This window comes from Streptomyces hundungensis (assembly GCF_003627815.1).
GTDB classification, from domain to species: Bacteria; Actinomycetota; Actinomycetes; order Streptomycetales; family Streptomycetaceae; genus Streptomyces; species Streptomyces hundungensis_A.
This window is the reverse complement of record NZ_CP032698.1, coordinates 904,020-917,787: the sequence shown is the minus strand read 5'-3', so window position 1 is coordinate 917,787 and position 13,768 is coordinate 904,020. Positions and strand designations below refer to the sequence as shown.

Here is a 13,768-nt window from a genome sequence, read left to right as displayed (position 1 = left end):
TTGCCATGGGTGGTAGAGATCTGGAACTCGGCGAGCTTCTGGCGGCTGCGGAGTCCGCGCCGCCCGGGGAGTCGGTCGGAGTCGTCGCCCACGACCTGCGCAAGCGCTTCGGCGCGGAATGCGTGTCTTTCCTGTTCGTGGATCTCGTGGGGCGACGGCTGCTGCGCCTGCGTGCGCCCGCCGAGGGGGAGTGGGCGGACGCGGCGGAGCAACTCGACTTGCAGGGAAGCGTCTACGAGACCGTCCTGCGTCGTCAGCGCCAGCACGTGGAACCGGACGGGCAGGGCGGACGGCGCGTGATCTCGCCCGTGACCAACCGCGGCGACTGCATCGGTGTGCTGGAGGTGACCTTGCAGTACGCCGACGACACCGTGCTGGGGCAGATCAGCGAGGCGGCGCACGCGCTGGCGTACATCATCGTGACGGACCGTCGATTCACCGACCTCTATCACGTGGGCCGGCGCACCACCCGGACCAGTCTGGCCGCCGAGATCCAGCATCAGCTGCTCCCGTCGGCCTCCTGCTGCGAAGCCCCGCAGTTCACTCTGGCCGCGGGGCTGGTCCCGGCCGACGACATCGGTGGCGACACGTACGACTACACGCTCGACCGGGACACGCTGCACCTGTCCATCACCGATGCCATGGGGCACGACACGGACTCCGCCCTCCTGGCCACGCTGGTCACAGCCGCGTTGCGCGGATCCCGCCGGACCGGCTGCGATGCCCTGCATCAGGCGCAGCGCGCCCATGAGGCGCTGCTGGCCAGTGGGAAGGGCCTGGCCACCGGACAACTCCTCTGTGTCCGTCTCCACACGGGCGTGTGTGAACTGGTCAACGCGGGACACCCCTGGCCCCTGCGCATGAGGGCCGGTGCTTCCGAGGTCGAGGAGGTCGAGCTCGCCGTCAACCTGCCGTTCGGCGTCGCGGCGCCCACCTCGTACCGGCTCCAGGAGCTCCAACTGCGCCCGGGCGACCGTCTGGTGCTGCTCACCGACGGCATGCAGGAGCGCGGCGCCGCGGCCGTCGATCTCGCCTCCCTGGTCCGCGACACCCGGTCCGCGCACCCGCGGGAGGCCGTGCGTGTCCTGACGACAGCGGTACTGGAGGCCTGCCGGGGCAACCTCAAGGACGACGCCACGGTGGTCCTCCTTGACTGGCACGGCAGCGGCGGGCGCACGGATGGCTGGGCCCGCCGGGGGCGCACGGATGGCTAGGTCCGCTGGGGGCGGGCGCCGAATGGCTAGGTCCGCTGGGGTCGGCCGAAGAGGAGGTCGTACCCGGCGGGCAGTTGGAGCAGGATCTGCTGCATGAGCGCATCGCCCGCCGCGTCCGCGGCCGTGCTGAGCACGGCGCTGACGTCCCACGCGGCGGTCGCTTCGGTGGCCCCCTCGATCCAGGCGGCGGTGGCCCGTACGAAGCGCTCGGGCGAGAGCGGTTCGGCGCTCTGGAGCGGGTTGAGGAGGATCAGGGAGAAGGCTTCCGGCAGACGCGCCGCCAGCTCCGCACGCACACCGCCGACCAGGTGGGCACCGAGCAGGGCGAGCACGACACGGGCCGCGCGGTCCGCCTCCTGGACGTCCTTGTAGTCGCCGCGCTCCTTGACCTGGTCGAGGAACGCCTCCCGTCGCAGGGTCATAGCGGCCACCGCCTCTCTGGGCCCGAGACTCTCTTGGTCTGAAGGGTGCGGGACGGGCTGGGTGGCGATCAGGTGTCCGTCCCGAGCCCTCATGTGGCCCCGGCGTTCTCCGGCGCTCTCCTGGGGGCGCCGGCGCCGGGCTCAGCCGGAGATTTCCTTGCGGGCGGACTGCGCGTCGATGGAGATCTTGCGCGGCTTGGCACGCTCGGCGATCGGGATGCGTAGGGTGAGGACGCCCGCGTCGTAGTCGGCCTTGATCCGCTCCGTGTCCAGCGTGTCGGCGAGCACGAGCTGCCGGGAGAACACGCCCAGGGGCCGTTCGGTGAGCTCCATCTGGGCGTCGTCGGCCTTCGTCACGGGGCGGCGTTCGGCCTTGACGGTCAGCATGTTCCGCTCGACGTCGATGTCGATCGCGTCCGCGCTGACACCGGGGAGGTCGAAAGCCACGATGTACTCGTCGCCCGCGCGGTAGGCGTCCATCGCCATTACCGAGGGCCGTGTCCAGGTGCCCGTGCCGGCCAACTGCTGGGCGAGACGGTCGAGTTCACGGAAGGGGTCGGTGCGCATCAGCATCGCGAAACACCTCCAGAGGGCTTGGGTTGGACCCGCTCCTGCGCTTCACTGCGACCGTTGTAGCACGTCATCTAATGGATGACAAACCCCTTTGTCGTCCAAACGATGACGTTCGGCCAGAGGGGGGCCGGAGGCCGGCCATGCGCGGGCAGCGCGAGCACACGGGTCGGGCGCGGGGTGGGCGCGGGTTGGGCGTGCGTGTGGCGGGGCAGACGTGCAAGGTGCGGCGGGACGCCGCGTCCTCGGCTGCGGGCCGTGGTTGCTTCTCGCGCAGTTCCCCGCGCCCCCAGCGGGGTCGGCGCCGGCCAGCACAGGCATACCCATGCCGCCGATGACTTCACGACGTGCTGAAGCTCAAGGGCGGTCGGCACACAGGTGGGCTCCCCGCCCATACCGCTCCGGCGGGGAGCCCACATGTGTACGTGTCCGGTGTCTACCAGCGATACCAGCGTGCATTGCCTGACTTCGGGCGGGCGATGAACCCGACCAGCCAGACGACGAGCACGATGACGGCGATCCACCACAGTGCCTTCAGCGCGAAGCCCGCGCCGAAGAGGATCAGTGCCAGAAGAAGAACGAGAAGCAGGGGAACCATAGTTATCAACCTCCGAGGCACCGAATGCCCCGCCGCGCCCTGCCCACACAGCTACGACCTGCCTGTTTACGAAAATCTTGTCGGGGCATGTGGTGGGGCCCCACATTGCGAGGACTCACCGGTGTGGCCCCATATGGTCAAGGCCCATGGGTGTTTCATGTGCACCGCGCGGGGAGCTCATAGCGGCTGAACCCCGAGGTCCGCCATTGCCGGCCGTCGGGCAGGAGGGCGAAGGCCTCGTAGCCGGGCAGGGACTCCAGCCAGTCCCGCGCGCCGTGGCCTCGGGCGAAGGCGGCCGTGGCGTAGGTGTCGGTCATCGTCAGGCGCGGGCCGACGACGGTGAGGGAGGCGAACGCGGTGGCGGGGATGCCGCGGTGCGGATCGAGTATGTGCGCGCCGCGCTCGGCCGTGCCGGAGGTGGCGATGGCCAGGTCGTCGTGGGCGGTGATCACGGTGGCGAGCCGCCCGGGACGGACGGGGTCGGTGATGCCGATGCGCCACGGGGTGGACTCGCTTGCCCCGCCCCGGAGTTGGAGGTCGCCGCCGCCGTTCACGCAGGTGTGGCGGGCACCGGCCTCATGGAGGAGTTGGGACGCGGCCTCGGTGGCCCAGCCTTTGACGAGTCCGGAGGGGTCGAGGGTGCCGGAAGGGGTCGCGCTGAAGTAGCCGTCGCTGTCGCGGGCCGCTCCTGCGCACAGGGTGAGGACCTCATGGACTTCGGGCGGGCAGTCGTCCAGGCGGATCTCCCCGCGGCCGAGCCGGCTGATGGGGCTGTCCGGCCGGTAGGTGGAGAAGACGGCGTCGACCCTGTGGAGGTGGCGCACGGCCCGGGCGAGGGCGCGGTGGATGGCGGGGGTGGGCTTGTCGCGTATGTCGAAGGAGAAGACGGTGCCCATGACGTGTTCGGTGTGGCGCAGCCCCATGGTCTGGCCCGCGGCAGGGGGCTGCCGAGTCGCGTCGACCGGTTCACGCACCGGCTCTGTCCAAGGCGCTCTGCAAGGACTGGATGTAGCCCTCGCTGGTGTAGCTCGCGCCCGACACGGCGTCGATCTCGGCGTTCTGGGCGCCGAGCGCCTCCTCGGTCAGGCGGGGCACTGCCCGTGCGGCGATCTCCTGGTCTCGCCCGCTCTCGGAGGGGACCTGGAGGACGTGGACGGCGGTGAGACGCCCCTTGTCGAGGGTCACCGACACCTGCACCGGCCCAAAACGTGTGTCGATGACATCACCGGTGAAGTCGCCCGTACGCGCCCCGGCGGCCGCCTGACCGGGCGAGGAGGCGGCGGGCCTGGGCGCGGAGACGGCGGGTGGGTGGCTCTGGTGGGGTTTGAGGGAGAGCAGCAGGACCACACCTGCGGCGGTCGACAGTGTGGTGACGGCGACTCGGCGCACGGCGGGTCTCCTCTGGCTTCGGGTCGCGCTCAGAACGCGAAGGACTCGTGGTGAATGCGGTGGCGGGGTACGCCCGCGTCGCGCAGGGCTCCCCGCGCCGCGTCGGTCATGCCGGGCGGCCCGCACAGGTACACGTCCCGCTCCCGCAGGTCGGGCACGTACCGGAGCAGCGCCGCGGCCGTCAGCGGCATGTGGTGCGCGGCCGGTTCGTCGACCGAGTAGAGGATCCGGGCGCCACGGGCCGCCGCGATGGTGTCGAGTTCGCCGCGCAGCGCCAGGTCCTCGGGGCGGCGGGCCCGGTAAAGGAGGGTGATGTCGCCGGGCAGGGTCTCCAGCAGGGCACGCAGCGGGGTGATGCCGACGCCGCCCCCCAGGAGCAGGGTCTTGGTCGTGGTGCGGCGTGCCGCGGTGAAGCCGCCGTAGGGGCCTTCCGCCCACACACGGGTGCCGGGAGTCAGTCCGGCCAGGGCGGCGCTGTGCGCGCCGACGGCCTTCACGGTGATGCGCAGGAAGCGGGGGTGGGCGGGGGCGGAGAGCGAGTACGGGTTGGCCGCCCACCACAGGCCGGGAGTCAGGAAGCGCCAGCGGAAGAACTGCCCTGATTCGGCGCCGAGTTCATCCAGGTGCTCGCCCGTGACGTACACGGACACGACACCGGGCGATTCGCCGCGGACCTCGGCCACCCGAAGACGGTGGCGCAGTCCGCGCCGGAGGGGCACGACGAACCGGAACCACACGAGCAGCGCGGCCACACCGAGGTACATGGCGTACCAGGCGAGCTGCGCGGAACGGTTGCCGACGAAATCGGCGCCGTTGGAGAGCTGGTGCCCGAAGACCAGGAAGACCGCCACATACGTGGCGAAATGGAGGTAGTGCCAGGTCTCGTAGCGGAGCCTGCGCCGGGCGGCGCGCGCGGAGACGAGGGCGGTTCCCATTAGGAGCAGGAATCCGGCGGTGCCCTTCAGTAGGTCCGGGTAGTGGAGTACGAGGGTGGTGGTCTGGTCCACCACGTTCGCATGCGAGGTGAGGGCGTAGCCCCAGATGATCAGCAGAGTGTGGGCGAGGGCGAGTGAGAGGGTGTAGCGGCCGCCCATGGCGTGCCAGCGAGCCAGCCGGTCGCTGCCCACACTCCGGTCGAGTACGGGGATGCGCGCCATGAGGGCGAGCAGCACCGCGCACGCGTACCCGGCCAGGAGGCCGGTGATCCGGCCGCCGTCGGTCAGCCAGCCCTCCATACCGACGACCGAAGTGGTGTCGCTCCACCACAGGCCGATCACCCCGACGGCTCCGCTCCCTATGAGGATCTGGGCTGCGACGGGTATCCAGGCGGTGCGCCGGGGGGCGGTGTGGGGGACGCGCGTCACGGAACGGCTGTCGTAGGTGCCGGCGGCCATGTGGTCCCTCTCCATGTGGTGGGTTCATACGTGCGCCGCCACCATGTGGGGGCGGACGGGGGACAGCCTCACACCCGTACCTCTGAGTTCCCTATGAAAGAGGGGGGCGGGGGGCGGATCCACAGGCGATTCAGAGGAAACTCAGAGCTCCGCCGAACCTCCTGAGCGACTGGTCCGGGGGATGCTGGATCCATCATGGAGAACCCCCCACCTGCCGCGCTCCGCAGGCCCGACGGCAGCCCCGTCCGGATCCTCGTCGTCGACGACGAGCCCGATCTGACCGAGGTGCTGTCCGGCGCCCTGCGCTCCGAGGGCTGGGACGTGCGCTCGGCCGACGACGGTACGAGCGCACTCGACATGGCGTCCGCGTTCCAGCCCGACGCCGTGATCCTGGACTGGATGCTGCCCGACCTGGACGGGCTCGCCGTCCTGCGCCGGATGCGGGCCGACCTGCCGCACGTCTGCGTCCTGTTCCTCACCGCCCGCGACTCCGTCGAGGACCGCATCGCCGGCATCACCGCGGGCGGCGACGACTACGTCACCAAGCCCTTCAGCCTGGAGGAGGTACTGGCCCGGCTGCGCGGTCTGCTGCGCCGGGCGGGCATGGCACGCGAGCCGGGCGGGAACCGGCTGGTCGTCGGAGATCTGGTGATGGACGAGGACGCGATGGAGGTCAGCCGGGCCGGCCACCTCGTGGATCTGTCGCGGACCGAGTTCGAGCTTCTGCGTTTCCTCATGCGCAATCCGCGCCGGGTGCTGTCCAAGGACCAGATCCTGGACCGGGTCTGGTCGTACGACTTCGGTGGCCGGGCGCACATCGTCGAGCTGTACATCAGCTATCTGCGCAAGAAGATCGACGCGGACCGCGCGCCGCTGATCCACACGGTGCGCGGCGCCGGCTACGTCCTCAAGCCCGACCCGTCATGAGGCGGTCGGGCTTGTTCCGTGCGCTGCGCACCCGCCTGAAAGCCGGCCCCGCCGTCAAGAGGCTCGGCCTGCCCCGCACCTTGCGCACCCGCCTCACCGCCGGTCTCGTCCTCCTGCTGGCCCTGGCGTGTCTCGCGGTCGGTGTGAGCACCGTGCTGGCGCTCCAAGGGTTCCTCGTCAACCGCCTGGACCAGCAACTCGGCGCTTCCGGCGGCCGGTTCGCGGCCAGCCTCGAACACGACGAGAAGCCCGACGCCGACAACCGGCCCGACACCCGCGGCCAGGCGAACGGCACGTTCGGCGCCCGGCTGCTGCACGGCGAGACGACGCAGGCGGCAGTGGTCCACGCCCAGGCCGACGCCGCCGTCCCCCTCACCGCCCGCGACCGCACGGCCCTGGCCGCGGTGCCGGTGGATGGGCGGGGCCACGACATCCGCCTTTCCACGTTGCGCCGGTACCGGGTCGTGGCCGTCGCGGGTGACGACGGCGACGTACTGATCACGGGACTGCCTCTTGAGCCGGTCGAAGAGACCCTGCACCGGCTGGAGTTGGTCGAGGCGATCGTGTTCGGCGCGACCCTCGCGGCCACCGGAATCGCCGGGGCTCTGTGGGTCCGTCTCTCGCTGCGTCCGCTGCAACGGGTGGCGGCCACGGCGACCGAGGTGACTCAACTCCCGCTGGCCAGCGGGGAGATCGCGATGCCGGGCCCCGTCCCCGACACGGATCCGCGTACCGAGGTCGGTCAAGTGGGCGCCGCGCTGAACCACATGCTGCACCACGTCGGGGACGCCCTCGCCCGGCGGCAGGAAGGGGAGGAGAGGCTACGGCACTTCGCCGCCGACGCCAGTCATGAACTGCGCACGCCGGTCGCCACGGTGCGCGCCCACGCCGAACTGGCCCTGCGCCACGGCGGACCCGTGCCTGCGGAGGTGCGCCACTCACTGGAGCGGATCCAGTCCGAGACCCGGCGGATGACGGGCCTGGTCGACGACCTGCTGCTGCTCGCCCGGCTGGACGCGGGCCGACCCCTCGCCCGTGAACCGGTCGACCTGACCCGGCTGGCGCTAGACGCGATCAGCGACGCCCAGGCCGCGGCTCCCGGCCACCGGTGGCTCCTCGACCTGCCGGAGGAACCCGTCGTGGTGACCGGCGACGAACACCGCCTCCACCAGGTCATCGCGAACCTGCTCGCCAACGCCCGTACCCACACCCCGTCCGGCACCGAAGTCACCCTCAGCATTGATGAAATGCCCTGCGGGACAAGGGAGTTGAGCGTGACCGACTCCGGCCCCGGCATCCCCGAGGATCTCGTGCCCGAGGTATTCCAGCGCTTCACCCGCGCCGATCACCACCGCTCGCGGGCGGCGGGCGGGACCGGGCTTGGCCTCGCCATCGTCCTGGCGGTGGTGCAGGCCCACGGAGGAGACGTCGAGGTCACCAGCGGCCCCGGCCGCACGTCGTTCCACGTCACCCTGCCGGAGTGAGCCGGAGTGAGTGTGACGGGGGGCCGCCCCGGGCGCGCGTTGATCGCTGATGCGGCCGCTCACTAGGTTGGCGGGCATGACGCACTCCAGAGCACTCCCCTGGCCACCTGCCCCGATCGCGACAGAACGCCTGATACTTCGCGCGTCCGAGGCCCGGGACCGTGCGGCGGTCATCGAGCTCAACTCCTCGCCGGAGGTGGGCACTTACCTCGGTGGCCCTCGACCACGCGCCGAACTCGACCGCACGGTGCCCGAGGTGCCGGGGAGGCGCCCCGGCTTCTTCGTGGTCGAGCGCGACGGATCGGCCATCGGCACGATCCAGCTCGACCCGCAGGACCGCGAGCGTCCCAAGCACCGTCTGGAAGCAGGGGAGACCGAGCTCGGCTATCTGTTCCTACCGGCGACATGGGGACGCGGTTACGCCGGAGAAGCATGCGCCGCGGCACTCGACTGGTTCGCCCGTGCGCTTCCCGCCGAGCCGGTGGTGCTCTACACCCAGACCGCCAACATCCGCTCGATGCGCCTCGCGGCGAGACTCGGGTTCACCGAGGTGGAGCGATTCGAGGCGTATGGCGCCGAGCAGTGGTTCGGCGTGCTCGCCCCCGTTCGCTCTCGCGGGTCGAGGCTCACGGGGCGAGCCGCTCCGTCCTCGTGAAGCGGCATGTGCGGAGGGGACGGAACTCCCCCGGGAGGTGAGCTCAGAGCCAGGCGGTCGGCTCACACCTGAGCTGTCCCGTCGCCGTCGACCTCGCTCGTGCTCCTTGTCGTAGGGAGCCGCAAGGAGCACGATGGAAACGGAGGCAGGACATCCGCATGAGGCGGACGTGACTGCCGTATCGCCGTATCGCCATGGGAGCCGGGCGCGGCCACGGCTCTCCCCACCGAGCCCACCCTCGCCCATTTCAGGGATGATCCTGCTGGGCGGCGGCGGGGGCGGTTTCCCTCCCGCTGGGCACGCTGTCGGCGGACGACGGAGCCAGTGATGGAGAACAAGGTCCGCCATACGACATCCGTCGGCGCCGGTGTGCGTCCACCCCTCGTGTGAGGGGCGGCCGCTTGCCTTAGCGAGGCCTCGGCCGGGCTCGCGGGGCCGCGATGCGCCGGCCGACCAATGAGCGGAGGACTCGATGTCCCTCACCGTCATCATCATCATTGTCGCCGTCGCGGTGGTGCTCATCGCATGCGCGGTGGCAGCGCGCGGGGCGATGATGCGCCGCCGCAGATTGCAGGAGCGGTTCGGCCCCGAGTACGAGCGCACCGTAGAGGCGCAGGACAGCCGTCGGGCCGGCGAGCACGAGCTGCGCGAGCGCCAGGAGCGGCACGACGCACTGGACATCAGGCCCCTGCCCGCCGCCGTCCGCGACCGCTACTCCCTTGACTGGGCCCGTGTGCAGGAACAGTTCGTCGACCGGCCGGACGACGCCGTCCATGACGCGGACCGGCTCGTCACGACCCTCATGAGCGAGCGGGGCTACCCGACCGAAGGGTACGAGCAGCAGCTCAAGGACCTGTCGGTCGAGCACGGCCGGACGCTGGAGCACTACCGGGCCGCCCACGACGTCAACGAGCGCAGCAGCAGTCATCAAGCGACCACGGAGGAGCTCCGCGGCGCGATGGTGCACTATCGCGCGCTCTTCGAGGAGCTGCTCCACAACGGCGACCAGCCGGGCAGAAGCGCGGCATGAGCTCGCCGACGACGGCAGCGGCATGTGTGTGCGGCGGGGGACATGCGGTGGACAGCGGGGGGCGGCGGTGGACACCGACCGTGACGCCTGGCCGAGTACATGGCGGCCCGCTGCGGGACCGACAGACATACGGATGGATGTGGAGAGATGCGCAACGCCGAGACACCTCGACCCGATGACGGCGGCCCTCTGTCGACGGAGGACCTGGCCGGTGGCGGGCGACAGGACATCGACAGCGAACCGTCGGAATTCGCCGACACCCCACCGGCCTACCCCGGCGAGGCCACCAGCGGCGCGGAAGAACGAGAGGACGGTGCCCGGCAGGAACCGGCCGACGAGCCCGGCGCAAGCGAAGCGGCTTACGACCCGGGCGGCAGGGGAGTGGCCGACGAGTACGGGGACAGGGAAGCGGCTGACGACTCCGGCGGCATGGAAGCGGGCGACGACCCCGGCGGCACGCACACGGCCGGCGACAACGAACCGTTGCTGGGCGCGGAGCAAGAAGAGTTCCGGGCCAGGTGGCAGCAGATCCAGAGCCGATTCGTCGACGACCCGAAGGATTCCGTCAACGCGGCCGACCAATTGGTCGCCGAGACCATGCAGGCCCTGGCCACGACGTTCTCGTCCCACAAGCGGGATCTCGAAGGCCAATGGCACCGGGGCGAGAAGGTCCCCACCGAGGATCTTCGCCTCGCACTCCAGCAGTACCGCTCGTTCTTCAACCGGCTGCTCAGCACCTGAGCGCCGCTCCGGGCGCAGGCCCGGCCCTTCACGCTTCAGGTCTTTCCGACGGCCCGGAGTGCGCTGCGGGCCGGCCGGAGGAACAAGGCGGCCCACGGTCGGGTGGGCCGCCGGCCTTGGAGGCCGATGGACATCGCGGCGACGGCCGAGGCCAGACCGCCGACCGCCAGCCCGGCACGCGGGTGCACGGCGGTGGAGATCCAGCCGATCAGCGGGGCCGTGAGCGGTGTGGTGCCGAGTGAGGCGAGGGTGTACAGGCTCATGATGCGGCCGCGTATGGCGTCGTGTGTGCCGAGCTGAAGCGCGGACTTCGCGGCCGTCATGAACAGGATCAGTACGACGCCGGTGGGCACCAGCATGACCAGAAAGGCCGCGTGGCTGGGCATCGTGCTCGTGATGAGCTCCAGGACACCGAAGCCGAGCGCGGTGCTCACGAGGTAACCCGGAGCGCACGTGCCCCGGCGCGCCGCCAGTACGGAGCCGGTGACCGCGCCGACCGCGAACGCGGTGGATCCGAGGCCGAAAGCGGCGGGCGACGTGTGGAAGACGTCGCTCGCCATCAGGGCGGTGGTGATCTGGAAGTTCATTCCGAACCCGGCCACCACCCCCACCAGAACAAGAGGTGCCCCCAGGTCGGCCCGCCCCCGCACATAGCGCAGCAACTCGCGTACCTGGCCCTTGGGGCGCCGGGTGGCGACGGAGGTCGGGGCGGGATCCTGCTGCCTCGGGCGCATCCTGAGGAGGGCGGCGACCACGACCAGGTAGGAAAGGGAGTTGAGGAAGAACGCGGGCGCGACGCCGAAGAGCCCGATCACCGGGCCGGTCAGGGCGGGGCCTGCGATCCGGGCGAGATTGAAGACCGCGGTGTCCAGGGCCAGCGCGTTGGGAAGGTCGGCGGTCGGCACGGTCTGGGCGATGAACGATTGCAGCGCGGGCTTCTCGGCGACCAGTGTCAGCCCCATCGCCAGCGCCAGGGAGTAGACGGCGGCCAGACTCACCGAGCGGGTGAGGGTCAGAATTCCCGGCAGCAGGGAGATCAGACACAACAACGACTGCGTGATGAGCAGGATCCGCCGCAGCGAACACCGGTCCGCGAGGACCCCGCCCCAAGGACCGAAGAGCAGCAGCGGCAGGAACTGGAGCGCCGTGGTGATGCCGAGTGCCGTGCCGTCACCGTGGGACAGGTCGAGCACCAGCCATGCCTGCGCCACCTTCTGTATCCACGTCCCGGTGTGGGAGGCGAGTTGGCCGACGGTGAGCAGCCTGAACTCGCGGTGCCGCAGCGATTTGAGCATCCGCCGGTTGGTGCCGCCGTCCGCCGGGGCGCGTCGGCCGGGGCTCTCGACGGTGGGGGTCACGCGCCGGCGCGCAGCCGCGCATCGCAGGCTTCGGCGATGGCCGGCACGATCTGGTGCAGGTGTTCGCGCCATCCGACGTTGGCGTTCACCTCGCAGATCGTGAAGCTGCCGTCCGGCTCGAAGAGCAGGTCCACCCCGGCGACTCCGAGCCCCAGTACCTTTGCCGCCGCGACGGCCAGTGCCTCCCCGGCCGGGTGCAGTCCGGTGCAGGGCGTGGAGGTTCCGCCCAGGGCGAGGTTCGACTTGAGCCCGCCGTCGGACGCCACCCGGACCTGTGCCGCGACGGCCCGACCGTCGACGACGACGACCCGCAGGTCCCGCCCATGGGAATAGCGCACGTACTCCTGGAACAGGTAGGGCGCGTCATTGTTGAGGCTTCCCTGGATGTCATGCAGCATCGCCGTGTCGCGGGCCAGAAAGACGCGACTTCCACGATGGCCTCGTACGGACTTCACGACACAGGGCTCCGGCACCCCCGCCCGCAGTACGTCCGTCATGGACGCGTCGACGTAGCTGCGGGTGTCGGGGACCGGGAGTCCGGCGACCGCGAGCTGTTGTAGATGCCAGAACTTGTTGACGCAGGCGAGCACGGCATCGATCGGGTTGAGCAGGACCGTGCCCATGGCCTCCAGGTGCCGCAGCAAAGTGATCTCGCGGTCGGTGGAGAGCCGGGGAGTGGACAGGCGCGCATAGGCGAGTTCCGGAGCAGCCAGTGGCGTTCCCCGCAGGTCATGCAGTGTCAGACGTCCGTCGGATACGCCCAGTACGAGCTCACTGGTATGGACCACCGCACTGCGGTCGCCCAGAACACGCTCGAAGCCGTCCACGAGTTCGGCGGTGATCCGGTCCTGATCGAGCCCGCCCCCCAGGAGCAGCCAGGAAGGGGCGGCGGCTCGACACTCGGGAAAGTCCTTGGCAAGGGCTTCGGTTACGGTCATCAAGGCGCTCCTCAAGACATCGTTGACCCGCCTTGTCCGGGTGGCCCTTGGGGGTACCGCGTCGCGCGGCACCCGCAACAGGCCGCCGGACATCTGTCGTCGACAGGTGGACCACAGTGCCATCCGGTAATCGGAAAACCTGCCAATTCGCCCAAATGTGGCCGTGTTTCCGTGACCGTGTCCCGCGCCGCGATGGGCGGGCAGCGGGGGTGCCACCCTCGTTCACAGGCTCCGGGCGATGATGTCGCCGTAAGAGGTGGTCGCGTGGACGTGCAACTCGGCGGCTGCGCCCACGGTGTTGCTGAGGGCGTTGTCGACCCGGCCGTAGGTGGTGCCGGCGTTCAGGGTGGCGGAGGCCCCGCGGGCGGCGCCGACCGAGATGGTGCCGGCCTCCGTGCGCAGGGTGACGTTGCCGTGCACGGCCTCGGCGATGCGGATGTCGCCCTTGGCGACGGTGATCTCGCTGTCCCCGGCCAGTCGACAGACCGAGACGTCTCCGGCGTGGACGTTCAGGCGCAGACGCGCCACCTCGTCGACTTCGACCGTGCCGTGCGCGCCGTCGAAGGTGACGTCGCCGAGGGGCCCGATGGCGTGGAACTCGGCGGCGCCCGACTTCGCCTCGATACGGGATCCCGCGGGCAGCTGAACCGTCACATCGAGGGAGCCGGAGGAGCCGAAGTACTGGTTCTTCATCGGGGTCTCGATCCGCAGGACGCCGTCGCCGTGGACGACCGTGGTCTGCTTCGCGGCCCGCACATCGCGGCTCTTGGCGGCGTCCATGGGCTGGACGTCGACCGTGATGGCCGCTTCGTCGGCGGCGACGATCCGAACGCGTCCGGCGGGGATGGTGAGGACGGTGGTGATCGGGGCGGTGGTGTCGAACTTCTGCATGGTGTGCTCCCGCGACTGGTGGTCTCTGCCTCTTGTGCGGCTGGTCGTCGCCGCGTTGGTGGACAGAGAATGCGCGGGGTGGGTTTCAGCGGGGCATCAACCGGGTTTCAACGCGCTTCAGCGGCCGGCCCCGCTCACCAGTCCTTGGGCACACCCA

Annotated in this window: 15 protein-coding genes; 6 read left to right on the top strand and 9 right to left on the bottom strand. The window is 70.4% G+C overall.

The window, feature by feature from the left end:
• The first annotated feature begins 5 nt into the window (after nucleotides 1-5).
• Nucleotides 6-1,214, top strand: a complete 1,209-nt coding sequence (locus tag DWB77_RS04135) for a PP2C family protein-serine/threonine phosphatase (RefSeq protein WP_120719933.1) — start codon at nucleotides 6-8, stop codon at nucleotides 1,212-1,214.
• Nucleotides 1,215-1,240: 26 nt separating this feature from the next.
• On the opposite strand, the gene DWB77_RS04130 is transcribed toward DWB77_RS04135, so the two are convergent.
• The 6 genes from DWB77_RS04130 to DWB77_RS04105 all read right to left on the bottom strand — a co-directional run bounded on the left by DWB77_RS04130 (nucleotide 1,241) and on the right by DWB77_RS04105 (nucleotide 5,602).
• Complete coding sequence (locus DWB77_RS04130; protein WP_120719932.1) at nucleotides 1,241-1,636, bottom strand: DUF2267 domain-containing protein; 396 nt, start codon at nucleotides 1,634-1,636, stop codon at nucleotides 1,241-1,243.
• A gap of 141 nt (nucleotides 1,637-1,777) precedes the next feature.
• Nucleotides 1,778-2,209 carry an Hsp20/alpha crystallin family protein gene (locus tag DWB77_RS04125; RefSeq protein ID WP_120719931.1) on the bottom strand — a complete coding sequence of 144 codons (432 nt, stop codon included), beginning with the start codon at nucleotides 2,207-2,209 and terminating at the stop codon, nucleotides 1,778-1,780.
• A gap of 433 nt (nucleotides 2,210-2,642) precedes the next feature.
• Nucleotides 2,643-2,804, bottom strand: a complete 162-nt coding sequence (locus DWB77_RS04120) for a hydrophobic protein (protein ID WP_120719930.1) — start codon at nucleotides 2,802-2,804, stop codon at nucleotides 2,643-2,645.
• Between the two features lie 155 nt (nucleotides 2,805-2,959).
• The gene (locus DWB77_RS04115; protein ID WP_120727335.1) at nucleotides 2,960-3,700 is read right to left on the bottom strand and encodes an FAD:protein FMN transferase; all 741 of its coding nucleotides are present in this window, start codon (nucleotides 3,698-3,700) and stop codon (nucleotides 2,960-2,962) included.
• Between the two features lie 70 nt (nucleotides 3,701-3,770).
• Nucleotides 3,771-4,193, bottom strand: a complete 423-nt coding sequence (locus DWB77_RS04110) for an FMN-binding protein (protein WP_120719929.1) — start codon at nucleotides 4,191-4,193, stop codon at nucleotides 3,771-3,773.
• A 29-nt stretch (nucleotides 4,194-4,222) separates the two neighbouring features.
• Nucleotides 4,223-5,602 (bottom strand): ferredoxin reductase family protein, encoded by a 1,380-nt coding sequence (locus tag DWB77_RS04105; RefSeq protein WP_428985098.1) that lies wholly within the window; start codon nucleotides 5,600-5,602, stop codon nucleotides 4,223-4,225.
• 180 nt (nucleotides 5,603-5,782) lie between these two features.
• On the opposite strand from DWB77_RS04105, the gene DWB77_RS04100 reads away from it, so the two are divergent.
• The 5 genes from DWB77_RS04100 to DWB77_RS04080 all read left to right on the top strand — a co-directional run bounded on the left by DWB77_RS04100 (nucleotide 5,783) and on the right by DWB77_RS04080 (nucleotide 10,424).
• Nucleotides 5,783-6,514 (top strand): response regulator transcription factor, encoded by a 732-nt coding sequence (locus DWB77_RS04100; RefSeq protein WP_120719927.1) that lies wholly within the window; start codon nucleotides 5,783-5,785, stop codon nucleotides 6,512-6,514.
• The gene (locus DWB77_RS04095; protein WP_120719926.1) at nucleotides 6,511-7,998 is read left to right on the top strand and encodes a sensor histidine kinase; all 1,488 of its coding nucleotides are present in this window, start codon (nucleotides 6,511-6,513) and stop codon (nucleotides 7,996-7,998) included. Before DWB77_RS04100 ends, DWB77_RS04095 begins: the two co-directional genes overlap by 4 nt.
• 76 nt (nucleotides 7,999-8,074) lie before the next feature.
• The gene (locus tag DWB77_RS04090) at nucleotides 8,075-8,653 is read left to right on the top strand and encodes a GNAT family N-acetyltransferase (protein WP_120719925.1); all 579 of its coding nucleotides are present in this window, start codon (nucleotides 8,075-8,077) and stop codon (nucleotides 8,651-8,653) included.
• A 472-nt stretch (nucleotides 8,654-9,125) separates the two neighbouring features.
• Nucleotides 9,126-9,683: a hypothetical protein gene (locus DWB77_RS04085; RefSeq protein ID WP_120719924.1), complete on the top strand. Its 558-nt coding sequence runs from the start codon at nucleotides 9,126-9,128 to the stop codon at nucleotides 9,681-9,683.
• A 147-nt stretch (nucleotides 9,684-9,830) separates the two neighbouring features.
• Complete coding sequence (locus DWB77_RS04080; protein ID WP_120719923.1) at nucleotides 9,831-10,424, top strand: hypothetical protein; 594 nt, start codon at nucleotides 9,831-9,833, stop codon at nucleotides 10,422-10,424.
• Nucleotides 10,425-10,459: 35 nt separating this feature from the next.
• Here DWB77_RS04080 and DWB77_RS04075 read toward each other — a convergent pair whose 3' ends face one another.
• From DWB77_RS04075 to DWB77_RS04065, 3 genes are all read right to left on the bottom strand, one after another.
• Nucleotides 10,460-11,782: an MFS transporter gene (locus DWB77_RS04075; protein WP_162952415.1), complete on the bottom strand. Its 1,323-nt coding sequence runs from the start codon at nucleotides 11,780-11,782 to the stop codon at nucleotides 10,460-10,462.
• Nucleotides 11,779-12,720, bottom strand: a complete 942-nt coding sequence (locus DWB77_RS04070) for a RimK family alpha-L-glutamate ligase (protein WP_162952414.1) — start codon at nucleotides 12,718-12,720, stop codon at nucleotides 11,779-11,781. The genes DWB77_RS04075 and DWB77_RS04070 overlap by 4 nt, the downstream gene beginning before the upstream one ends.
• Before the next feature lie 222 nt (nucleotides 12,721-12,942).
• Nucleotides 12,943-13,611 carry a DUF4097 family beta strand repeat-containing protein gene (locus tag DWB77_RS04065; protein ID WP_120719920.1) on the bottom strand — a complete coding sequence of 223 codons (669 nt, stop codon included), beginning with the start codon at nucleotides 13,609-13,611 and terminating at the stop codon, nucleotides 12,943-12,945.
• Nucleotides 13,612-13,768: the final 157 nt, after the last annotated feature.